This is a genomic window from Pseudomonas sp. TMW22080, assembly GCF_022496745.1.
Lineage (GTDB): Bacteria > Pseudomonadota > Gammaproteobacteria > Pseudomonadales > Pseudomonadaceae > Aquipseudomonas > Aquipseudomonas bubulae.
This window is the reverse complement of sequence record NZ_SCFF01000003.1, coordinates 807,539-829,531: the sequence shown is the minus strand read 5'-3', so window position 1 is coordinate 829,531 and position 21,993 is coordinate 807,539. Positions and strand designations below refer to the sequence as shown.

Here is a 21,993-nt window from a genome sequence, read left to right as displayed (position 1 = left end):
TCGGCCAGATGAAACGGTAACAAGCAGGAGTTAAACCCGTGGCAATTAAACTCGAAGACAAGAAGGCCATCGTCGCTGAAGTCAACGAGGCTGCCAAAGTTGCCCTGTCCGCTGTTGTGGCTGATGCCCGCGGTGTGACAGTAGGCGCTATGACCGGACTCCGTAAAGAGGCTCGTGAAGCTGGCGTTTACGTACGTGTTGTACGTAACACCCTGCTCAAGCGCGCTGTTGCTGACACTGAATACAGTGTTCTCAACGACGTGTTCACTGGCCCGACCTTGATTGCATTCTCGCAAGAACATCCGGGCGCTGCTGCTCGTATCTTCAAAGAGTTCGCAAAAGGTCAGGATAAGTTCGAGATCAAGGCAGCTGCGTTCGAGGGCAAGTTCCTCGCAGCTAATCAGATCGACGTACTGGCAAGTCTGCCGACCCGTGACGAAGCAATTTCTCAGCTGATGAGCGTGATTCAAGGCGCTACCAGCAAATTGGCTCGTACTCTGGCGGCCCTTCGCGACCAGAAAGAAGCTGCTGCAGCCTAAGGCTGAGCGACTCCTTTCAGCGTTTATTGTTTATTTCGATGGCCGCGTAGGCTGTCACCCCAATACAGGAATTTATAGTCATGTCTCTGACTAACGACCAAATCATCGAAGCAATCGGCGAAAAATCCGTTCTGGAAATCGTTGAACTGATCAAAGCAATGGAAGAGAAGTTCGGCGTTTCCGCTGCTGCTGCTTCTGCTGGTCCTGCTGCTGCCGCTGCTGTTGTTGAAGAGCAAACTGAATTCAACGTTATGCTGCTGGAAGCTGGCGAGAAGAAAGTTAACGTGATCAAGGCTGTTCGTGAGCTGACTGGTCTGGGCTTGAAAGAAGCCAAGGCAGTAGTTGACGGCGCTCCAGCTATGGTACTGGAAGCTGTTGCTAAAGAAGCAGCTGACAAAGCCAAGGCTACCTTGGAAGAAGCAGGCGCTAAAGTCGAGCTGAAGTAAGCATCGACCTTGCGTTTCCAGCCCAGGCGTTAAGCTGAGGCTGATGGCTGGTGGCTCTTGCCACCGGCCTTTTTCCGTTATTGGCAGCCGACTAGGTTGGTGCCTTTAACGTGCTGTAACCACCCTGTGCGGTGGAGCAAACCAAGGGGTTTGCACGATTTTCTGGCTGCTCCCGTCGGGAGAGGCCAAACAAGCAGGTGACCAAGCTGGGGAACGCTGATGGCTTACTCATATACTGAGAAAAAACGTATCCGCAAGGACTTTAGCAAGTTGCCGGACGTCATGGATGTGCCGTATCTCTTGGCAATCCAGCTGGATTCGTATCGTGAATTCTTGCAGGCGGGAGCGACTAAAGATCAGTTCCGCGACGTGGGCCTGCATGCGGCCTTCAAATCCGTTTTCCCGATCATCAGCTACTCCGGCAATGCTGCGCTGGAGTACGTCGGTTATCGCTTGGGCGAACCGGCATTTGATGTCAAAGAATGCGTGTTGCGTGGCGTAACGTACGCCGTACCTTTGCGGGTAAAAGTTCGTTTGATCATTTTCGACAAAGAATCGTCGAACAAAGCGATCAAGGACATCAAAGAGCAAGAAGTCTACATGGGTGAAATCCCCCTGATGACTGAAAACGGTACCTTCGTAATCAACGGTACCGAGCGTGTAATTGTTTCCCAGCTGCACCGTTCCCCGGGCGTGTTCTTTGACCACGACCGCGGCAAGACGCACAGCTCCGGTAAGCTGCTTTATTCCGCGCGTATCATTCCTTACCGTGGTTCGTGGCTCGACTTCGAGTTCGACCCGAAAGACTGCGTGTTCGTGCGTATTGACCGTCGTCGCAAGCTGCCTGCATCGGTATTGCTGCGCGCGCTGGGTTATACCACTGAGCAAGTGCTGGACGCGTTCTACACCACCAACGTGTTCCACGTTCAGGGTGAGAGCATCAGCCTGGAGCTGGTTCCACAGCGTCTGCGCGGTGAAATCGCGGCCATCGATATTACCGATGACAAAGGCAAGGTGATTGTTGAGCAGGGTCGTCGTATCACTGCCCGTCATATCAACCAGCTGGAAAAAGCCGGTGTCAAAGAGCTCGTTATGCCTCTGGACTATGTCCTGGGTCGCACAACGGCCAAGGCTATCGTGCATCCGGCTACTGGCGAAATCATTGCTGAGTGCAACACCGAGCTGACCACTGAAATCCTGGCAAAAGTTGCCAAGGGCCAGGTTGTTCGCATCGAAACGTTGTACACCAACGATATCGACTGCGGTCCGTTCGTCTCCGACACGCTGAAGATCGACTCCACCAGCAACCAACTGGAAGCGCTGGTCGAAATCTATCGCATGATGCGTCCAGGCGAGCCGCCAACCAAAGACGCTGCCGAGACTCTGTTCAACAACCTGTTCTTCAGCCCTGAGCGCTATGACCTGTCTGCGGTCGGCCGGATGAAGTTCAACCGTCGTATCGGTCGTACCGAGATCGAAGGTTCGGGCGTGTTGTGCAAAGAAGACATCGTTGCCGTGCTGAAGACCCTGGTCGACATCCGTAACGGTAAAGGCATCGTCGATGACATCGACCACCTGGGTAACCGTCGTGTTCGCTGTGTAGGCGAAATGGCCGAGAACCAGTTCCGCGTTGGCCTGGTACGTGTTGAGCGTGCGGTCAAAGAGCGTCTGTCGATGGCTGAAAGCGAAGGCCTGATGCCGCAAGACCTGATCAACGCCAAGCCTGTGGCTGCGGCGGTGAAAGAGTTCTTCGGTTCCAGCCAGCTGTCCCAGTTCATGGACCAGAACAACCCTCTGTCCGAGATCACCCACAAGCGCCGTGTTTCTGCACTGGGCCCGGGCGGTCTGACGCGTGAGCGTGCGGGCTTTGAAGTTCGTGACGTACACCCGACTCACTACGGCCGTGTTTGCCCTATTGAGACGCCGGAAGGTCCGAACATCGGTCTGATCAACTCCCTGGCTGCCTATGCGCGCACCAACCAGTACGGCTTCCTCGAGAGCCCGTACCGTGTAGTGAAAGACGCACTGGTAACCGACGAGATCGTTTTCCTGTCCGCCATCGAAGAAGCTGATCACGTGATCGCTCAGGCCTCGGCCACGATGAACGACAAGAAAGTGCTGATCGACGAGCTGGTTGCTGTTCGTCACTTGAACGAATTCACCGTCAAGGCGCCGGAAGACGTCACCTTGATGGACGTTTCGCCGAAGCAGGTTGTTTCGGTTGCAGCGTCGCTGATCCCGTTCCTGGAACACGATGACGCCAACCGTGCGTTGATGGGTTCCAACATGCAGCGTCAAGCTGTACCAACCCTGCGCGCTGACAAGCCGCTGGTAGGTACCGGCATGGAGCGTAACGTAGCTCGTGACTCCGGCGTTTGCGTCGTGGCTCGTCGTGGCGGCGTGATCGACTCTGTTGATGCCAGCCGTATCGTGGTTCGTGTTGCTGATGACGAAGTTGAAACTGGCGAAGCCGGTGTCGACATCTACAACCTGACCAAATACACCCGTTCCAACCAGAACACTTGCATCAACCAGCGTCCGCTGGTGCGCAAGGGTGACCGTGTACAGCGTAGCGACATCATGGCTGACGGCCCGTCCACCGATATGGGTGAACTGGCGCTGGGTCAAAACATGCGCATCGCGTTCATGGCCTGGAACGGTTACAACTTCGAAGACTCCATCTGCTTGTCGGAACGAGTTGTTCAAGAAGACCGCTTTACCACGATCCACATTCAGGAACTGACCTGTGTGGCACGTGACACCAAGCTTGGGCCTGAAGAGATCACTGCAGACATCCCTAACGTGGGTGAAGCTGCACTGAACAAACTGGACGAAGCCGGTATCGTTTACGTAGGTGCTGAAGTTGGCGCCGGCGACATTCTGGTAGGTAAGGTCACTCCGAAAGGCGAGACCCAGCTGACTCCGGAAGAGAAGCTGTTGCGTGCCATCTTCGGTGAAAAAGCCAGCGACGTTAAAGACACCTCCCTGCGCGTACCTACCGGTACCAAAGGTACTGTTATCGACGTACAGGTCTTCACCCGTGACGGCGTTGAGCGTGATGCTCGTGCACTGTCGATCGAGAAGACCCAGCTGGACGAGATCCGCAAGGATCTGAACGAAGAGTTCCGTATCGTTGAAGGCGCTACCTTCGAACGTCTGCGCTCTGCTCTGGTTGGCCGCATTGCCGAAGGTGGTGCCGGTCTGAAGAAAGGTCAGGAAATCACCAATGAAATCCTGGACGGTCTTGAGCATGGTCAGTGGTTCAAACTGCGCATGGCTGAAGATGCTCTGAACGAGCAGCTTGAAAAGGCTCAGGCTTACATCATCGATCGCCGTCGTCTGCTGGACGACAAGTTCGAAGACAAGAAGCGCAAACTGCAGCAGGGCGATGACCTGGCTCCAGGCGTGCTGAAAATCGTCAAGGTTTACCTGGCAATCCGCCGTCGCATCCAGCCGGGTGACAAGATGGCCGGTCGTCACGGTAACAAGGGTGTGGTCTCCGTGATCATGCCGGTTGAAGACATGCCGTACGATGCCAATGGCACCCCGGTTGATGTGGTCCTCAACCCGTTGGGCGTACCTTCGCGTATGAACGTTGGTCAGATTCTCGAAACTCACCTGGGCCTCGCGGCCAAAGGTCTGGGCGAGAAGATCAACCTCATGATTGAAGAACAACGCAAGGTCGCTGACCTGCGTAAGTTCCTGCATGAGATCTACAACGAAATTGGCGGTCGTCAAGAAAGCCTGGATGACTTCTCCGATCAGGAAATCCTGGATCTGGCGAAGAACCTTCGCGGCGGTGTGCCAATGGCTACCCCGGTGTTCGACGGTGCCAAGGAAAGCGAAATCAAGGCAATGCTTCGTTTGGCAGACCTGCCAGACAGCGGCCAGATGGTGCTGACTGATGGTCGTACCGGCAACAAGTTCGAGCGTCCGGTTACCGTTGGCTACATGTACATGCTGAAGCTGAACCACTTGGTAGACGACAAGATGCACGCTCGTTCTACCGGTTCTTACAGCCTGGTTACCCAGCAGCCGCTGGGTGGTAAGGCACAGTTCGGTGGTCAGCGTTTCGGGGAGATGGAGGTCTGGGCGCTGGAAGCCTACGGCGCGGCATACACTCTGCAAGAAATGCTCACAGTGAAGTCGGACGATGTGAACGGCCGTACCAAGATGTACAAAAACATCGTGGACGGCGATCACCGTATGGAGCCGGGCATGCCCGAGTCCTTCAACGTGTTGATCAAAGAAATTCGTTCCCTCGGCATCGATATCGATCTGGAAACCGAATAACACGTGACGCGAATCGAGAGCGGGGCTGTATGGCCCGCTCTCTGCTCCGCCAGGAGGAAAGGCCTTGAAAGACCTACTGAATTTGCTGAAAAACCAGGGTCAAGTCGAAGAGTTCGACGCCATCCGTATTGGATTGGCATCGCCTGAGATGATCCGTTCGTGGTCGTTCGGTGAAGTTAAAAAGCCGGAAACCATCAACTACCGTACGTTCAAGCCTGAGCGTGACGGCCTGTTCTGCGCCAAGATCTTTGGCCCGGTAAAGGATTACGAGTGCCTGTGCGGTAAGTACAAGCGCTTGAAGCACCGCGGTGTGATCTGTGAGAAGTGTGGCGTTGAAGTCGCACTGGCCAAGGTCCGTCGCGAGCGCATGGCTCACATCGAACTGGCTTCGCCAGTGGCTCACATCTGGTTCCTGAAATCGCTGCCGTCCCGTATCGGCTTGCTGATGGACATGACCCTGCGTGATATCGAACGCGTTCTCTACTTCGAGAGCTATGTCGTTATCGATCCGGGCATGACCACTCTGGAAAAAGGTCAGCTGCTGAACGATGAGCAGTACTTCGAAGCGCTGGAAGAGTTCGGCGACGACTTTGATGCCCGCATGGGTGCTGAAGCTGTCCGTGAACTGCTGCACGCTATCGACCTGGAGCACGAGATTGGCCGTCTGCGTGAAGAAATTCCGCAAACCAACTCTGAAACCAAAATCAAGAAGCTGTCCAAGCGCCTGAAGTTGATGGAAGCCTTCCTGGGCTCCGGCAACCTTCCGGAGTGGATGGTTCTGACCGTTCTGCCGGTTCTGCCGCCAGATCTGCGTCCTCTGGTACCGTTGGATGGCGGTCGTTTCGCGACTTCCGACCTCAACGACCTGTACCGTCGAGTGATCAACCGTAACAACCGCTTGAAGCGCCTGCTTGATCTGTCCGCTCCGGACATCATCGTGCGCAACGAAAAGCGTATGTTGCAAGAAGCGGTCGACGCACTGCTCGACAACGGCCGTCGTGGTCGCGCTATCACCGGTTCGAACAAGCGTCCTCTGAAATCCCTGGCTGACATGATCAAGGGTAAGCAAGGTCGTTTCCGTCAGAACTTGCTCGGTAAGCGTGTTGACTACTCGGGTCGTTCGGTAATTACCGTAGGTCCGACCCTGCGTCTGCACCAGTGCGGTCTGCCGAAGAAAATGGCTCTCGAGCTGTTCAAGCCGTTCATTTTCGGCAAGCTGGAAATGCGTGGTCTTGCTACCACCATCAAAGCCGCCAAGAAGATGGTTGAGCGCGAGTTGCCGGAAGTGTGGGACGTTCTCGCTGAAGTTATCCGCGAACACCCGGTTCTTCTCAACCGTGCACCGACCCTTCACCGTCTGGGTATCCAGGCGTTTGAACCGGTACTGATCGAAGGTAAAGCTATCCAGCTGCACCCTCTGGTCTGTGCTGCGTACAACGCCGACTTCGACGGCGACCAAATGGCCGTGCACGTACCGCTGACACTGGAAGCCCAGTTGGAAGCGCGCGCGTTGATGATGTCGACCAACAACATTCTGTCGCCAGCCAACGGTGAGCCAATCATCGTTCCGTCGCAGGACGTTGTATTGGGTCTGTACTACATGACGCGTGAAGCGATCAACGCCAAAGGCGAAGGTCGTGTATTCGCTGACTTGCAGGAAGTTGACCGTGTATTCCGTGCCGGCGAAGCCGCACTGCACGCCAAGGTCAAGGTTCGTATCAACGAAACCGTCAACGACCGTGATGGCGGCAGCGTGACCAACACCCGTATCGTCGACACCACTGTCGGCCGTGCGCTGTTGTTCCAGGTTGTGCCAAAAGGTTTGTCGTACGACGTCGTCAACCTGCCGATGAAGAAAAAAGCGATCTCCAAGCTGATCAACCAGTGCTACCGCGTGGTTGGTTTGAAAGAGACCGTGATCTTCGCTGACCAGTTGATGTACACCGGTTTTGCTTACTCGACCATCTCCGGCGTTTCCATCGGTGTTAACGACTTCGTTATCCCGGATGAAAAAGCTCGCATCATCGCTGCTGCAACCGATGAAGTGAAAGAGATCGAAAGTCAGTACGCCTCCGGCCTGGTAACCCAGGGCGAGAAGTACAACAAGGTAATCGACCTTTGGTCGAAAGCTAACGATGAAGTTTCCAAGGCGATGATGTCCAACCTCTCGAAAGAGAAGGTAATCGACCGCCACGGCAACGAAGTCGAGCAAGAATCGTTCAACTCGATGTACATGATGGCCGACTCCGGCGCACGGGGTTCTGCTGCGCAGATCCGTCAGCTGGCCGGTATGCGTGGTCTGATGGCCAAGCCGGACGGTTCCATCATCGAAACGCCGATTACTGCGAACTTCCGTGAAGGTTTGAGCGTACTTCAGTACTTCATCTCGACTCACGGTGCTCGTAAGGGTCTGGCGGATACCGCCTTGAAAACAGCTAACTCCGGTTACCTGACACGTCGTCTGGTAGACGTTGCACAAGATCTGGTTGTGACTGAAGTTGACTGCGGTACCGAACACGGTCTGCTGATGACTCCGCACATCGAAGGCGGCGACGTTGTTGAGCCATTGGGTGAGCGCGTACTGGGTCGAGTAATCGCCCGTGACGTATTCAAGCCGGGCACCGAGGAAGTTATCGTTCCTGCAGGCACCCTGGTTGACGAGAAGTGGGTTGAATTCATCGAGCTGAACAGCATCGACGAAGTGATCGTGCGCTCGCCAATCAGCTGCGAAACCCGTTTCGGTATCTGCGCCAAGTGCTACGGCCGTGATCTGGCTCGTGGTCACCAGGTGAACATCGGTGAAGCTGTCGGCGTTATCGCTGCCCAGTCGATCGGTGAGCCGGGTACACAGCTGACCATGCGTACGTTCCACATCGGTGGTGCGGCAAGCCGGACCTCCGCTGCTGACAGCGTTCAGGTGAAGAATGGCGGTACTGTCCGTCTGCACAACCTGAAGCACGTTGAGCGTGTAGATGGCTGCCTGGTTGCAGTATCCCGTTCCGGTGAGCTGGCCATTGCTGATGACTTCGGTCGTGAGCGTGAGCGTTACAAGCTGCCGTACGGCGCCGTGATTTCGGTTAAAGAAGGTGACAAGGTTGACGCTGGCTCTATCGTAGCCAAGTGGGATCCTCACACTCACCCAATCGTTACCGAAATGAAAGGTACCGTGACCTACGTGGGCATGGAAGAAGGCATCACGATCAAGCGTCAGACTGACGAATTGACCGGTATGACCAACATTGAAGTACTTGATGCCAAAGACCGTCCAGCTGCCGGCAAGGACATTCGTCCAGCCGTCAAGATGGTGGGTGTTGATGGCAAGGATCTGCTGTTGCCAGGTACCGACGTACCGGCTCAGTACTTCCTGCCAGCGAACGCCTTGGTCGGTGTAGCGGATGGTGCGGAAATCGCGATCGGTGACGTTATCGCTCGTATTCCGCAAGAAACTTCGAAAACTCGAGACATCACCGGTGGTCTGCCACGGGTTGCTGACTTGTTCGAAGCCCGTCGTCCGAAAGAAGCCTCGATTCTGGCTGAAGTCAGCGGCACCATCGCGTTCGGTAAAGAAACCAAAGGCAAGCGCCGTCTGGTTATTACCCCGAACGACGGTACTGATCCGTACGAAGAGCTGATTCCAAAGTGGCGCCACCTGAACGTCTTCGAAGGCGAACAAGTGAACCGCGGCGAAGTTATCTCCGACGGTCCAAGCGATCCACACGACATCCTGCGTCTGCTGGGTGTGAGTGCGCTGGCCAAGTACATCGTTAACGAGATCCAGGACGTTTACCGTCTGCAAGGCGTAAAAATCAACGATAAGCACATCGAGACCATTCTGCGTCAGATGCTGCGTAAAGTTGAGATTGCCGAGTCTGGCGATTCCACCTTCATCAAGGGCGACCAGATGGAGTTGACGCAGGTATTGACCGAGAACGAGCGTCTGGGCAACGAAGACAAGTTCGTGTCCAAGTTCACTCGCGTCCTGCTGGGTATCACCAAGGCGTCGTTGTCGACTGAATCGTTCATCTCGGCGGCCTCTTTCCAGGAGACCACTCGAGTACTGACCGAAGCGGCGGTAACCGGCAAGCGCGATTACCTGCGCGGCCTGAAAGAAAACGTTGTCGTGGGTCGTCTGATCCCGGCAGGTACCGGTTTGGCATACCACAGCGAGCGTAAGCGCCGCCGTGAGGCTGACAAGCCGTTGCGCGTAAGCGCCAGTGAAGTGGAAGCTGCACTGACCGAAGCGCTGAACTCGAGCGGTAACTGAGTTCTGCGGTAAATGATGGGCGGGCCCCGGCAGTTCCGTTCATCGAATCGAGACAATTTGTCTGGGTTTGATGAGTGGAAGTGTCGGGGCCTTGCCTTGACTGGGGGCAAGATCCTCTTTAGACTCTTGTACCCCTAAATTTGGCGGGAATTCGTTCCTGCCATTTTGCTTTTCTTGCAAGACAATAGCGTCGCAAGACAACAGTGGAGCTAGTAGATGGCAACTATCAACCAGCTGGTACGTCAGCCGCGTAAGCGTATCGTCGAGAAATCCGACGTACCTGCGCTGCAAAACTGCCCGCAACGTCGTGGCGTATGCACCCGTGTGTATACAACTACGCCGAAAAAACCTAACTCGGCACTGCGTAAAGTATGCCGTGTGCGCCTGACCAACGGTTTCGAGGTTTCCTCGTACATCGGTGGTGAAGGTCACAACCTGCAAGAACACAGCGTGGTACTGATTCGTGGCGGTCGTGTAAAAGACTTGCCAGGTGTTCGTTACCACACCGTTCGCGGCTCTTTGGATACTTCCGGCGTTAAAGGTCGTAACCAAGGTCGTTCGAAGTACGGTACCAAGAAGCCGAAGTAGTCTTCGGTTTCCGGTAAATAATGCAGATTTCTTTTTTTCTGAGTCGATAAGAGTAAGGTCGGACCTGCATCCCTGGGGTGTAATGGTTCCGAGCTAACCTGAAGACCGTTTGAGGGCTTATCCATGCCAAGAAGACGCGTAGCAGCCAAGCGCGAAGTGCTTGACGATCCAAAATACGGAAGCCAAATTCTGGCCAAGTTCATGAACCACGTGATGGAAAGCGGCAAAAAAGCCGTTGCCGAGCGTATCGTTTATGGCGCGCTGGAAAAGGTTAAAGAACGCAAGAACAGCGATCCCCTGGAACTCTTCGAGAAAGCTCTCGACGCCATCGCTCCGCTGGTCGAAGTGAAGTCGCGCCGTGTAGGCGGTGCTACTTACCAGGTTCCGGTCGAAGTTCGCCCGTCCCGTCGTAACGCCCTGGCAATGCGCTGGTTGGTAGACTTCGCCCGCAAGCGCGGCGAGAAGTCTATGGCTCTGCGTTTGGCTGGCGAACTGTTGGACGCTGCCGAAGGTAAAGGTGCTGCTGTTAAGAAGCGTGAAGACGTGCACCGTATGGCCGAAGCTAACAAAGCTTTCTCGCACTACCGCTTCTAATTTCAGCTTCACTAATTTTGCGAGGGCTTTATGGCTCGTACTACTCCGATTAGTCGCTACCGTAACATCGGTATCGTCGCTCACGTGGATGCTGGTAAAACCACCACCACCGAGCGCGTACTGTTTTACACTGGCAAAAGTCACAAAATGGGCGAGGTGCATGATGGCGCCGCGACCACAGACTGGATGGTTCAGGAGCAGGAGCGTGGTATTACCATTACTTCTGCTGCCATTACCGCCTTCTGGAAAGGTTCTGCCAAGCAGTACAAGGACGAACACCGCTTCAACGTAATCGATACCCCGGGCCACGTTGACTTCACTATTGAAGTTGAGCGTTCCCTGCGTGTACTCGACGGCGCTGTCGTTGTGTTCTGTGGTACCTCGGGCGTTGAGCCTCAGTCGGAAACCGTATGGCGTCAAGCCAACAAATACGGCGTTCCACGTCTTGTTTACGTAAACAAGATGGACCGTGCTGGTGCCAACTTCCTGCGCGTTATCGAGCAGATCAAGAAGCGTCTGGGCCACACTCCAGTTCCAATCCAGTTGGCTATCGGTTCCGAAGACAACTTCCAGGGTCAGATCGATCTGATCAACATGGAAGCTGTGTACTGGAACGATGCTGACAAAGGTATGGTTCCTGTTCGCAAAGAAATTCCAGCTGAGCTGAAAGATCTTGCTGACGAGTGGCGCGACAACATGGTTCAGGCTGCGGCCGAAGCCAATGAAGAGCTGATGAACAAGTACCTCGAAGGTGAAGAATTCACCATCGCGGAAATCAAGGCGGCTCTGCGTCAGCGTACTATCGCTGGTGAGATCGTCCTGGCTGTTTGCGGTTCTTCCTTCAAGAACAAGGGTGTTCCCCTGGTTCTCGACGCCGTTATCGACTTCCTGCCTGCTCCGACTGATATTCCTGCCATCAAGGGTACTGACCCGGATGACGAGACTATCGAACTGGAGCGTCATGCAGACGACAACGAGCCGTTCTCGGCTCTGGCGTTCAAGATCGCTACCGACCCATTCGTGGGTACCTTGACCTTCGTCCGTGTTTACTCGGGCGTGTTGAACTCCGGCGACGGCGTAATCAACTCGGTTAAGGGCAAGAAAGAGCGCGTGGGTCGTATGGTGCAAATGCACGCAAACGCCCGTGAAGAAATCAAGGAAGTACGCGCTGGTGACATCGCGGCCTTGATCGGCATGAAGGACGTCACCACTGGTGAGACTTTGTGCAACGCTGACAAGCCAATCATTCTGGTTCGTATGGACTTCCCGGAGCCGGTTATTTCGGTTGCCGTAGAGCCTAAGACCAAGGATGACCAGGAAAAAATGGGTGTTGCACTGGGCAAGCTTGCTCAGGAAGATCCATCTTTCCGCGTTAAAACTGATGAAGAGACTGGTCAAACGATCATCTCTGGCATGGGCGAGCTGCACCTGGACATCCTGGTTGACCGGATGCGCCGTGAGTTCAACGTCGAAGCCAACATCGGTAAGCCTCAGGTTTCCTATCGTGAGCGCATCACGAAGAACTGTGAGATCGAAGGCAAGTTCGTTCGTCAGTCCGGCGGTCGTGGCCAGTTTGGTCACTGCTGGATTCGTTTTGCACCTGCTGACGAAGGTCAGGAAGGTCTGCAGTTCGTGAACGAAGTGGTAGGTGGTGTGGTTCCTAAGGAATACATCCCGGCTATCCAGAAGGGTATCGAAGAGCAGATGAAGAACGGTGTTGTTGCCGGCTATCCGCTGATCGGCCTGAAGGCTACCGTGTTTGATGGTTCTTACCACGACGTCGACTCCAACGAGATGGCGTTTAAGGTGGCTGCTTCCATGGCGACCAAGCAACTGGCTACCAAAGGTGGCGGTGAGCTGCTTGAGCCGATCATGGCGGTAGAGGTTGTTACACCTGAAGACTATATGGGTGACGTGATGGGCGACTTGAACCGTCGTCGCGGCATGATCCAGGGTATGGAAGATACGGTCTCCGGCAAAGTAATTCGTGCTGAAGTACCGTTGGGTGAAATGTTCGGTTATGCGACCGACGTTCGTTCCATGTCCCAGGGTCGCGCAAGCTACTCTATGGAATTCAAAAAATACGATACAGCTCCGGCGCACATCGTCGAAACTGTTACTAAAAAACAAGGCTGATTTAGTTCAGTCCTTTAGGCAAGGAGTTAATTGTCGTGGCTAAAGAAAAATTTGATCGTTCCCTACCGCACGTCAACGTTGGCACTATCGGTCACGTTGACCATGGTAAAACCACGCTGACTGCAGCTCTGACCCGTGTTTGCTCCGAAGTTTTCGGTTCGGCAATCGTTGACTTCGATAAAATCGACAGCGCGCCAGAAGAAAAAGCTCGTGGTATCACGATCAACACTGCGCACGTTGAATACAACTCGCACATTCGTCACTACGCTCACGTTGACTGCCCAGGTCACGCTGACTATGTGAAGAACATGATCACCGGTGCTGCTCAGATGGACGGCGCTATCCTGGTTTGTTCGGCCGCTGATGGTCCGATGCCACAAACCCGTGAGCACATCCTGCTGTCCCGTCAGGTTGGCGTTCCGTACATCGTGGTTTTCCTGAACAAGGCTGACCTGGTAGACGACGCTGAGCTGCTGGAACTGGTTGAGATGGAAGTTCGTGACCTGCTGTCGACTTACGACTTCCCAGGCGACGACACTCCGATCATCATCGGTTCGGCTCGTATGGCGCTGGAAGGCAAAGACGACAACGAAATGGGCACCACTGCCGTTCGTAAACTGGTTGAAACTCTGGATACCTACATTCCAGATCCAGTACGTGTTATCGACAAGCCGTTCCTGATGCCAATCGAAGACGTATTCTCGATCTCCGGTCGCGGTACTGTTGTAACTGGCCGTATCGAGCGCGGTATCGTTCGCGTTCAAGATCCGCTGGAAATCGTTGGTCTGCGTGACACTACTGTTACCACCTGCACCGGCGTTGAAATGTTCCGTAAGCTGCTCGACGAAGGTCGTGCGGGCGAGAACTGCGGCGTGCTGCTGCGCGGCACCAAGCGTGACGACGTTGAGCGTGGCCAGGTTCTGGTTAAGCCAGGCTCGGTTAAGCCACACACTACCTTCGAAGCTGAAGTGTACGTGTTGAGCAAAGAAGAAGGCGGCCGTCACACTCCGTTCTTCAAAGGCTACCGTCCTCAGTTCTACTTCCGTACAACTGACGTAACTGGTAACTGCGAACTGCCGGAAGGCGTTGAGATGGTAATGCCGGGCGACAACATCAAAATGGTTGTTACCCTGATCAAAACCATCGCAATGGAAGACGGTCTGCGTTTCGCAATCCGTGAAGGCGGTCGTACCGTTGGCGCTGGCGTTGTAGCCAAAATCATCGCGTAAGTGATGATTGCCTGAAAAAAGCCCCCGCTCAGCGGGGGCTTTTTTTATTGAGTTGACACCTACTGGGGTCGTCTATAGAATTGCGCCTCCTTTTAACGGGCGTATTGCGCTCGGTGGGAACAGCAATCTGGAGTCTGAAATCCAATGCAAAATCAGCAAATCCGTATCAGGTTGAAGGCTTTTGACCATCGCCTGATCGACCAATCAACCCAGGAAATCGTGGAAACCGCGAAACGTACTGGTGCTCAAGTGCGTGGTCCAATTCCACTGCCTACCCGTAAAGAGCGGTTCACCGTTCTGGTCTCCCCGCACGTCAACAAAGACGCGCGTGACCAGTACGAGATCCGTACTCATAAGCGCGTACTGGACATCGTCCAGCCAACGGATAAAACCGTTGATGCACTTATGAAGCTTGATCTTGCGGCCGGTGTGGAAGTGCAGATCAGCCTCGGCTAAGACTTGGGTCTTAGTCGTGTAACGCTCTGAAATGGGCGGCCATAGCGGGTGAAAGCCCCGTACACTCATGAGGTTTACAACATGACTATTGGTGTAGTCGGTCGTAAATGCGGTATGACCCGTATTTTCACCGAAGAAGGTGTCTCCATTCCGGTCACGGTCATTGAGATCGAGCCGAATCGCGTCACCCAGTTCAAAACTGAAGAAACCGATGGCTATCGTGCAGTGCAAGTCACTGTCGGCGAGCGTCGCGCTTCGCGTGTAACAGCTGCTCAAGCGGGTCACTTCGCTAAAGCAAACGTTGCCGCCGGTCGTACCGTAATGGAATTCCGTCTTGAAGAAGGCGAGTACCAGGCTGGCGATCTGATCAACACTGAAATCTTCACCGCTGGCCAACTGGTTGATGTAACCGGTCAGTCCAAGGGTAAAGGCTTCCAGGGTACGATCAAGCGTTGGAATTTCCGTGGCCAAGACAACACTCACGGTAACTCCGTTTCCCACCGCGTCCCGGGCTCTATTGGCCAGTGCCAGACTCCTGGTCGTGTATTCAAGGGCAAAAAAATGTCCGGTCATATGGGCGCTGAGCGCGTGACCGTGCAGTCCCTGGAAGTAGTGCGCGTCGACGCTGAACGCAATCTGTTGTTGGTCAAGGGTGCTGTTCCTGGCGCTACTGGCGGCAACCTGGTTGTACGTCCAGCGGCCAAGGCTCGCGGTTAAGGGGAAGCTGACATGCAATTAAATGTAAATGACGCTCAAGCGATCGAAGTTTCCGAACTGACTTTCGGCGGCGAATTCAACGAGACGCTGGTTCACCAAGCAGTCGTGGCCTACATGGCCGGCGGCCGTCAAGGTAGCAAGCAGCAAAAGACCCGTTCCGACGTTCGTGGTGGCGGTAAGCGCCCTTGGCGTCAGAAAGGTACTGGCCGTGCTCGTGCCGGTACTATCCGTAGCCCAATCTGGCGTGGCGGCGGTACCACTTTCGCAGCTCGTCCACAGGATCACTCCCAGAAGCTGAACAAGAAGATGTATCGCGCAGCAATGCGTTCCATCCTTGCTGAGCTGGTGCGTACTGATCGTCTGGTCGTGGTTCAGGACTTCGCTGTTGAAGCGCCGAAAACCAAAGATCTGCTCAACAAGCTGAATGGCATGGGTCTGACTGATGTCCTGATCGTGTCTGAAGGTGTTGATCAGAACCTGTACCTGGCTGCTCGTAACCTGCCACACGTTGATGTACGTGACGTGCAAGGTTCCGATCCAGTTAGTCTGATCGCATACGACAAGGTGTTGATCACCGTGTCGGCCGTGAAGAAATTCGAGGAGCTGCTGGGATGAACCAGGAACGCGTATTTAAAGTTCTGCTTGGCCCGCACGTTTCCGAGAAGGCTACGGTTCTGGCAGACAAGAAAGGCCAGTTCGTTTTCAAGGTTGCTACCGATGCAACCAAGCTGGAAATCAAGAAGGCCGTCGAAAGCCTGTTCAGCGTGAAAGTTGAGCGTGTTACTACCCTGAACGTTCTGGGTAAGAGCAAGCGCACCGCTCGCGGCGTGGGCAAGCGTAATGACTGGAAGAAGGCAGTAATCTCCCTTCAGCCAGGCCAAGATCTCGATTTCAGCAGCAGTGCTGAGTAAGGAAGGGGTGCATCATGGCAATCGTTAAATGCAAACCGACTTCCCCTGGCCGCCGTCATGTGGTCAAGGTGGTCAACCAGGAGCTGCATAAAGGCGCTCCTCACGCACCGCTGCTCGAGAAGAAATCGAAGTCTGGTGGTCGTAACAACAATGGCCGTATTACCACTCGTCACATCGGTGGTGGTCATAAGCAGCATTACCGTATGGTCGACTTCCGTCGCAACGACAAAGATGGCATTCCAGCCACTGTTGAGCGTATCGAATACGATCCAAACCGTACTGCTCACATCGCTCTGATGCTGTACGCAGACGGCGAGCGCCGCTACATCATTGCCCCTAAAGGCGTGAGTGCTGGCGACCAGCTGATTTCGGGTGCTTTGGCCCCAATCAAGCCGGGTAACTCGTTGCAACTGCGCAGTATTCCAGTTGGTAGCACCGTACACGGCATCGAATTGAAGCCGGGTAAAGGCGCGCAAATCGCACGTTCCGCTGGTGCTTCGGCTCAGCTGGTCGCTCGTGATGGTGTCTATGTGACCCTGCGTCTGCGCTCTGGTGAAATGCGTAAAGTACTGGCTGAATGCCGTGCGACCCTGGGTGAAGTCTCGAACTCCGAGCACAGCCTGCGTTCGCTGGGTAAAGCTGGTGCCAAACGCTGGCGTGGCGTTCGCCCAACCGTTCGTGGTGTTGCCATGAACCCGGTTGACCACCCACATGGTGGTGGTGAAGGTCGTACCTCTGGTGGTCGTCATCCGGTATCGCCATGGGGCTTCCCGACTAAGGGCGCGAAGACTCGTGGTAATAAGCGTACCGACAAAATGATCGTCCGTCGTCGCAAGTAAATAGAGGGATACGACAGTGCCACGTTCTCTGAAAAAAGGTCCTTTTATTGATCTTCACCTACTGAAGAAGATCGAAGTGGCGGCGGAAAAGAACGATCGCAAACCGGTGAAAACCTGGTCGCGTCGTTCGATGATCCTGCCACAAATGGTCGGTCTGACCATCGCTGTGCATAACGGTCGTCTTCATGTCCCAGTTCTCGTGAACGAAGACATGGTTGGCCATAAACTAGGCGAGTTTGCCGGTACCCGCACTTATCGTGGGCACGTGGCAGACAAGAAAGCCAAGCGTTAAGGGGTAAGGAACGATGGAAGTAGCCGCTAAGTTGTCGGGCGCTCGAATCTCCGCCCAGAAAGCCCGCTTGGTCGCCGACCAGATCCGCGGGAAGAAGGTGGGCGAAGCGCTCAACCTGTTGGCTTTCAGCAACAAGAAAGCCGCCGAGATCATCAAGAAAGTGCTGGAGTCGGCCGTAGCCAACGCCGAGCATAACGAAGGCGCAGACGTTGACGACTTGAAAGTCGCCACCGTTTTCGTCAACGAAGGGCGTTCGCTGAAGCGCATCATGCCGCGTGCCAAAGGCCGCGCTGATCGCATCGTCAAGCGGTCTTGCCATATCACTGTCAAGGTTGCTGACAAGTAACGGAGTCGAAGAGATGGGTCAGAAAGTACATCCCATTGGCATTCGCCTGGGAATCGTCAAGGAGCACACCTCCGTCTGGTACGCAGACGGCCGGACTTATGCGGACTACTTGTTCGCTGATCTGAAGGTGCGTGAATACCTCCAAGACAAACTAAAAAGCGCGTCCGTAAGCCGTATCGATATCCATCGTCCGGCCCAAACTGCACGTATCACCATCCACACCGCTCGTCCAGGTATCGTTATCGGGAAGAAAGGTGAAGATGTTGAGAAACTGCGTCAGGACCTGACCAAGCAAATGGGTGTGCCTGTGCACATCAATATCGAAGAGATCCGCAAGCCGGAACTCGACGGTATGCTGGTTGCGCAGAGCGTAGCTCAGCAGCTGGAGCGTCGTGTAATGTTCCGTCGCGCGATGAAACGCGCTGTACAGAACGCTATGCGCATTGGTGCCAAAGGCATCAAAATCCAAGTGAGCGGTCGTCTCGGCGGTGCTGAAATCGCACGTACTGAATGGTATCGCGAAGGTCGTGTGCCATTGCACACCCTGCGTGCCGACATCGACTATGCCAACTACGAAGCTCACACCACTTACGGTGTGATCGGTGTAAAGGTTTGGATCTTCAAAGGCGAAGTAATTGGTGGTCGCCAAGAAGAACTGAAGCCACAAGCACCAGCGCCTCGTAAAAAAGCTGCTAAGTAAGGGGTACGCCAAATGTTACAACCTAAGCGTACGAAGTTCCGCAAGCAAATGACTGGCCACAACCGTGGCTTGGCATTGCGCGGTAGCAAAGTCAGCTTCGGCGAATACGCGCTGAAGTCTGTTGCTCGTGGTCGTCTCACCGCTCGTCAGATCGAATCAGCGCGTCGTGCACTGACCCGTCACGTTAAGCGTGGCGGCAAGATCTGGATCCGTGTATTCCCGGACAAGCCTATTTCCAAAAAGCCCCTAGAAGTTCGTATGGGTAAAGGTAAGGGTAACGTGGAATATTGGGTTGCCCAGATTCAGCCAGGCAAAGTCCTGTATGAAATCGAGGGTGTTACTGAAGAGCTGGCGCGTGAGGCTTTCGCCCTGGCTGCTGCAAAGCTGCCGCTCGCCACCTCCTTTGTTAAACGGACGGTGATGTGATGAAAGCGAATGAACTTCGTGAAAAATCCGCACAGCAGCTGAACGAGCAACTGCTCGGCTTGCTGCGCGACCAGTTCAATCTGCGTATGCAGAAAGCAACTGGCCAGTTGGGGCAGTCGCATCTGCTCTCGCAAGTTAAGCGTGACATCGCTCGCGTGAAGACTGTGCTCAAACAGCAGGCAGGTAAGTAATCATGGCTGAAGCCGAAAAGACTGTCCGTACGCTGACTGGCCGTGTTGTCAGCGACAAGATGGACAAAACCATCACCGTTCTGATCGAGCGTCGCGTTAAGCACCCGATCTACGGTAAATACGTTAAGCGTTCGACTAAGCTGCACGCGCACGACGAAACCAATCAGTGCCACATCGGCGACAAAGTCACTATTCGTGAAACTCGTCCGATGGCCAAGACCAAGTCTTGGGCACTGGTTGATGTTCTCGAACGCGCTGTGGAAGTCTAAGGACTAGGGGTCGGAGAAATTATATGATTCAGACTCAATCCATGCTCGATGTGGCCGATAACAGCGGCGCACGCCGCGTTATGTGCATCAAGGTGCTGGGTGGCTCCCATCGTCGTTACGCTGGTATCGGTGACATCATCAAAGTTACCGTGAAGGAAGCAATTCCTCGCGGTAAAGTGAAAAAAGGCCAAGTGATGACTGCTGTTGTAGTCCGCACTCGTCACGGCGTACGTCGTGCTGATGGCTCCATTATCCGCTTTGATGGCAACGCTGCTGTTCTTCTGAACAACAAGCAAGAGCCGATCGGCACCCGTATCTTTGGGCCAGTGACCCGTGAACTTCGTACTGAGAAGTTCATGAAGATCGTCTCGCTCGCCCCAGAAGTGCTGTAAGGAGATCCGACATGCAAAAGATTCGTCGTGACGACGAGATCATCGTGATCGCCGGCAAAGACAAAGGTAAGCGCGGTAAGGTGCTTAAGGTTCTCGCTAACAACCGTTTGGTTATTGGCGGTCTGAACCTGGTTAAGCGTCATACCAAGCCTAACCCGATGTCGGGCGTACAAGGCGGTATCGTCGAGAAAGAAGCTCCACTGGACGCTTCTAACGTGGCCATCTTCAACAGCGAAACCAGCAAAGCAGATCGCGTTGGTTTCAAAGTAGAAGAAGGCAAAAAAATTCGTGTCTTCAAGTCGACCCAAAAAGCGGTTGATGCTTGAACACTGCTAGGTAGATGAGACCATGGCACGACTAAAAGAGATTTACCGGAAGGAAATCGCTCCGAAACTTAAGGAAGAACTTAAGCTTTCGAACGTGATGGAAGTTCCGCGCGTTACCAAAATCACCCTGAACATGGGTTTGGGCGAAGCGATCGGTGATAAGAAAATCATCGAGCACGCTGTAGCTGATTTGGAAAAAATCACGGGTCAAAAATGTGTAGTGACCTACGCTCGCAAGTCCATCGCAGGCTTCAAAGTTCGCGAAGGCTGGCCGATCGGCGTTAAGGTTACTCTGCGCCGTGAGCGTATGTACGAATTCCTGGATCGTCTGCTGTCGATCTCCCTGCCTCGGGTACGCGACTTCCGCGGCCTGAATGCCAAGTCCTTCGATGGTCGTGGTAACTACAGCATGGGCGTAAAAGAGCAGATCATCTTCCCGGAAATCGACTACGACAAAATCGATGCTCTCCGCGGTCTGGACATTACCCTGACCACCACTGCTCGGACAGATGATGAAGGTCGCGCCTTGCTGCGTGCTTTCAAATTCCCGTTCCGCAACTGATTGGAGTAGGACCATGGCTAAGATGAGCATGAAAAACCGCGAGCTGAAACGTCAGCTCACGGTTGCCAAGTTCGCCAAGAAGCGTGCAGCACTGAAAGCTATCATCGTGGATCTGAACGCAAGTCCAGAAGCACGTTGGGAAGCTCAAGTTGCTCTGCAGAAGCAGCCACGTGACGCAAGCGCTGCGCGCATGCGTAACCGCTGCCGCCTGACTGGCCGTCCGCATGGTGTTTACCGCAAGTTCGGCCTTGGCCGTAACAAATTGCGTGAAGCAGCAATGCGTGGCGACGTACCAGGTCTGGTTAAAGCCAGCTGGTAAGGCGCACAGGCAAAGTTACCCCTGTCAGGGTTGCAAGATCCTGACAGCCGGTGACCTTGAATATGAATCAAGCCCCTATTGGGGCTTGATTCATTTCTGGCGTGTGTCTAGAATGACCGGCTCGCCTGAGCCCGTGCTTTTTAAGCATTGAGTACTCGGCGACAGTTGTAGCCGCAAGGCTAATTCTTTTTGTATCAGGAGCGTCTAGCCCATGAGTATGCAGGACCCGTTAGCGGACATGCTAACTCGAATCCGTAATGCCCAGATGGCTGAAAAGTCCGTCGTAAGCATGCCATCTTCCACGTTGAAGGTAGCTGTAGCCAAAGTTCTCAAAGACGAAGGTTACATCGCGGATTATCAGATCAGCAGCGAAATCAAGCCACTGCTGTCTATCGAGCTGAAGTACTTCGAAGGCCGTTCGGTTATCGAAGAAGTTAAGCGCGTTAGCCGTCCAGGCCTGCGTCAGTACAAGTCCTCCGAAGATCTGCCGAAAGTTCGTGGCGGTCTGGGTGTGTCTATCGTCTCCACCAGCAAAGGTGTGATGACGGATCGTGCTGCGCGCGCTGCCGGTGTCGGCGGCGAAGTTCTTTGCACTGTGTTCTAAGGGGGGATAAGCATGTCACGCGTCGCTAAGAACCCCGTTAAGCTGCCAGCTGGTGTCGAAGTAAAATTCGCCGGCCAACAGCTTTCGGTGAAGGGTGCCAAGGGTACTCTAGAACTGAACATCCATTCGTCCGTTGAGATTGTTGAAGAAGCTGGTGAGCTGCGTTTCGCTGCTCGCAATGGCGATCAACAAACTCGCGCAATGGCTGGTACCACTCGTGCGTTGGTAAACAACATGGTCCAAGGCGTAAGCCAAGGCTTCGAGCGCAAGCTCCAGCTGGTCGGTGTTGGTTACAAAGCGCAAGCAAAAGGCACAGTGCTGAACCTGGCTCTTGGCTTCTCGCACCCAGTGGATTACGAGTTGCCGGAAGGCATCACCGCTGAGACTCCTAGCCAAACCGATATCCTGATCAAGGGTATTGATAAGCAGCTGGTAGGTCAGGTGGCCGCTGAGATCCGCGGTTTCCGTCCGCCAGAGCCTTATAAAGGCAAGGGTGTACGTTACGCGGACGAAGTCGTCCGTCGTAAAGAAGCCAAGAAGAAGTAGGGCATAGC

General features: G+C 54.3%; 25 protein-coding genes. All 25 read left to right on the top strand.

What is annotated here, in order from left to right:
* Nucleotides 1-38 precede the first annotated feature (38 nt).
* The 25 genes from rplJ to rplF all read left to right on the top strand — a co-directional run bounded on the left by rplJ (nucleotide 39) and on the right by rplF (nucleotide 21,985).
* Nucleotides 39-539, top strand: coding sequence for a 50S ribosomal protein L10 (rplJ, locus tag EQV96_RS14145; RefSeq protein WP_016779168.1), 501 nt, complete (start codon nucleotides 39-41; stop codon nucleotides 537-539).
* A gap of 80 nt (nucleotides 540-619) precedes the next feature.
* Nucleotides 620-985 carry a 50S ribosomal protein L7/L12 gene (gene rplL / locus EQV96_RS14140; protein ID WP_016779169.1) on the top strand — a complete coding sequence of 122 codons (366 nt, stop codon included), beginning with the start codon at nucleotides 620-622 and terminating at the stop codon, nucleotides 983-985.
* Between the two features lie 219 nt (nucleotides 986-1,204).
* Nucleotides 1,205-5,278, top strand: coding sequence for a DNA-directed RNA polymerase subunit beta (gene rpoB / locus EQV96_RS14135; protein WP_016779170.1), 4,074 nt, complete (start codon nucleotides 1,205-1,207; stop codon nucleotides 5,276-5,278).
* 64 nt (nucleotides 5,279-5,342) lie between these two features.
* Complete coding sequence (gene rpoC / locus EQV96_RS14130; protein WP_094999501.1) at nucleotides 5,343-9,542, top strand: DNA-directed RNA polymerase subunit beta'; 4,200 nt, start codon at nucleotides 5,343-5,345, stop codon at nucleotides 9,540-9,542.
* 216 nt (nucleotides 9,543-9,758) lie between these two features.
* Nucleotides 9,759-10,130 carry a 30S ribosomal protein S12 gene (gene rpsL, locus EQV96_RS14125; protein ID WP_002555494.1) on the top strand — a complete coding sequence of 124 codons (372 nt, stop codon included), beginning with the start codon at nucleotides 9,759-9,761 and terminating at the stop codon, nucleotides 10,128-10,130.
* A gap of 123 nt (nucleotides 10,131-10,253) precedes the next feature.
* Entirely contained in the window at nucleotides 10,254-10,724 is a 471-nt protein-coding gene (gene rpsG, locus EQV96_RS14120; RefSeq protein WP_016779172.1) for a 30S ribosomal protein S7, read from the top strand.
* 30 nt (nucleotides 10,725-10,754) lie between these two features.
* On the top strand, nucleotides 10,755-12,860 hold the full coding sequence (gene fusA, locus EQV96_RS14115; protein ID WP_094999500.1) for an elongation factor G: 2,106 nt from the start codon (nucleotides 10,755-10,757) through the stop codon (nucleotides 12,858-12,860).
* A gap of 35 nt (nucleotides 12,861-12,895) precedes the next feature.
* Nucleotides 12,896-14,089 carry an elongation factor Tu gene (tuf, locus tag EQV96_RS14110; RefSeq protein ID WP_016779174.1) on the top strand — a complete coding sequence of 398 codons (1,194 nt, stop codon included), beginning with the start codon at nucleotides 12,896-12,898 and terminating at the stop codon, nucleotides 14,087-14,089.
* Nucleotides 14,090-14,233: 144 nt separating this feature from the next.
* Nucleotides 14,234-14,545, top strand: coding sequence for a 30S ribosomal protein S10 (rpsJ, locus tag EQV96_RS14105; RefSeq protein ID WP_003186070.1), 312 nt, complete (start codon nucleotides 14,234-14,236; stop codon nucleotides 14,543-14,545).
* Between the two features lie 81 nt (nucleotides 14,546-14,626).
* Nucleotides 14,627-15,262, top strand: coding sequence for a 50S ribosomal protein L3 (gene rplC, locus EQV96_RS14100; protein WP_016779175.1), 636 nt, complete (start codon nucleotides 14,627-14,629; stop codon nucleotides 15,260-15,262).
* A gap of 12 nt (nucleotides 15,263-15,274) precedes the next feature.
* Nucleotides 15,275-15,877 carry a 50S ribosomal protein L4 gene (gene rplD, locus EQV96_RS14095; RefSeq protein WP_016779176.1) on the top strand — a complete coding sequence of 201 codons (603 nt, stop codon included), beginning with the start codon at nucleotides 15,275-15,277 and terminating at the stop codon, nucleotides 15,875-15,877.
* A complete protein-coding gene (gene rplW, locus EQV96_RS14090) occupies nucleotides 15,874-16,173 on the top strand; it encodes a 50S ribosomal protein L23 (RefSeq protein WP_003444375.1) in 300 nt (99 codons plus the stop codon). The genes rplD and rplW overlap by 4 nt, the downstream gene beginning before the upstream one ends.
* Nucleotides 16,174-16,187: 14 nt before the next feature.
* Nucleotides 16,188-17,012, top strand: coding sequence for a 50S ribosomal protein L2 (gene rplB / locus EQV96_RS14085; RefSeq protein ID WP_016779177.1), 825 nt, complete (start codon nucleotides 16,188-16,190; stop codon nucleotides 17,010-17,012).
* Between the two features lie 16 nt (nucleotides 17,013-17,028).
* Nucleotides 17,029-17,304 carry a 30S ribosomal protein S19 gene (gene rpsS, locus EQV96_RS14080; RefSeq protein ID WP_003232420.1) on the top strand — a complete coding sequence of 92 codons (276 nt, stop codon included), beginning with the start codon at nucleotides 17,029-17,031 and terminating at the stop codon, nucleotides 17,302-17,304.
* 13 nt (nucleotides 17,305-17,317) lie between these two features.
* Entirely contained in the window at nucleotides 17,318-17,650 is a 333-nt protein-coding gene (gene rplV / locus EQV96_RS14075; protein WP_003444373.1) for a 50S ribosomal protein L22, read from the top strand.
* Between the two features lie 13 nt (nucleotides 17,651-17,663).
* Nucleotides 17,664-18,350, top strand: a complete 687-nt coding sequence (gene rpsC / locus EQV96_RS14070) for a 30S ribosomal protein S3 (RefSeq protein ID WP_003176422.1) — start codon at nucleotides 17,664-17,666, stop codon at nucleotides 18,348-18,350.
* A 12-nt stretch (nucleotides 18,351-18,362) separates the two neighbouring features.
* Nucleotides 18,363-18,776 carry a 50S ribosomal protein L16 gene (rplP, locus tag EQV96_RS14065; RefSeq protein WP_016779178.1) on the top strand — a complete coding sequence of 138 codons (414 nt, stop codon included), beginning with the start codon at nucleotides 18,363-18,365 and terminating at the stop codon, nucleotides 18,774-18,776.
* A complete protein-coding gene (rpmC, locus tag EQV96_RS14060; RefSeq protein ID WP_003444371.1) occupies nucleotides 18,776-18,967 on the top strand; it encodes a 50S ribosomal protein L29 in 192 nt (63 codons plus the stop codon). Before rplP ends, rpmC begins: the two co-directional genes overlap by 1 nt.
* A gap of 2 nt (nucleotides 18,968-18,969) precedes the next feature.
* Nucleotides 18,970-19,236 (top strand): 30S ribosomal protein S17, encoded by a 267-nt coding sequence (rpsQ, locus tag EQV96_RS14055; protein ID WP_003194644.1) that lies wholly within the window; start codon nucleotides 18,970-18,972, stop codon nucleotides 19,234-19,236.
* Between the two features lie 23 nt (nucleotides 19,237-19,259).
* The gene (gene rplN / locus EQV96_RS14050; RefSeq protein ID WP_002555479.1) at nucleotides 19,260-19,628 is read left to right on the top strand and encodes a 50S ribosomal protein L14; all 369 of its coding nucleotides are present in this window, start codon (nucleotides 19,260-19,262) and stop codon (nucleotides 19,626-19,628) included.
* A gap of 11 nt (nucleotides 19,629-19,639) precedes the next feature.
* Nucleotides 19,640-19,954 (top strand): 50S ribosomal protein L24, encoded by a 315-nt coding sequence (gene rplX, locus EQV96_RS14045; RefSeq protein WP_016779179.1) that lies wholly within the window; start codon nucleotides 19,640-19,642, stop codon nucleotides 19,952-19,954.
* A gap of 22 nt (nucleotides 19,955-19,976) precedes the next feature.
* Nucleotides 19,977-20,516, top strand: a complete 540-nt coding sequence (gene rplE / locus EQV96_RS14040) for a 50S ribosomal protein L5 (RefSeq protein ID WP_003444368.1) — start codon at nucleotides 19,977-19,979, stop codon at nucleotides 20,514-20,516.
* Between the two features lie 13 nt (nucleotides 20,517-20,529).
* Nucleotides 20,530-20,835, top strand: a complete 306-nt coding sequence (gene rpsN / locus EQV96_RS14035) for a 30S ribosomal protein S14 (protein ID WP_003444367.1) — start codon at nucleotides 20,530-20,532, stop codon at nucleotides 20,833-20,835.
* Nucleotides 20,836-21,046: 211 nt separating this feature from the next.
* The gene (gene rpsH, locus EQV96_RS14030; RefSeq protein WP_003444366.1) at nucleotides 21,047-21,439 is read left to right on the top strand and encodes a 30S ribosomal protein S8; all 393 of its coding nucleotides are present in this window, start codon (nucleotides 21,047-21,049) and stop codon (nucleotides 21,437-21,439) included.
* 12 nt (nucleotides 21,440-21,451) lie between these two features.
* Nucleotides 21,452-21,985 (top strand): 50S ribosomal protein L6, encoded by a 534-nt coding sequence (gene rplF / locus EQV96_RS14025; protein WP_016779180.1) that lies wholly within the window; start codon nucleotides 21,452-21,454, stop codon nucleotides 21,983-21,985.
* Nucleotides 21,986-21,993 lie beyond the last annotated feature (8 nt).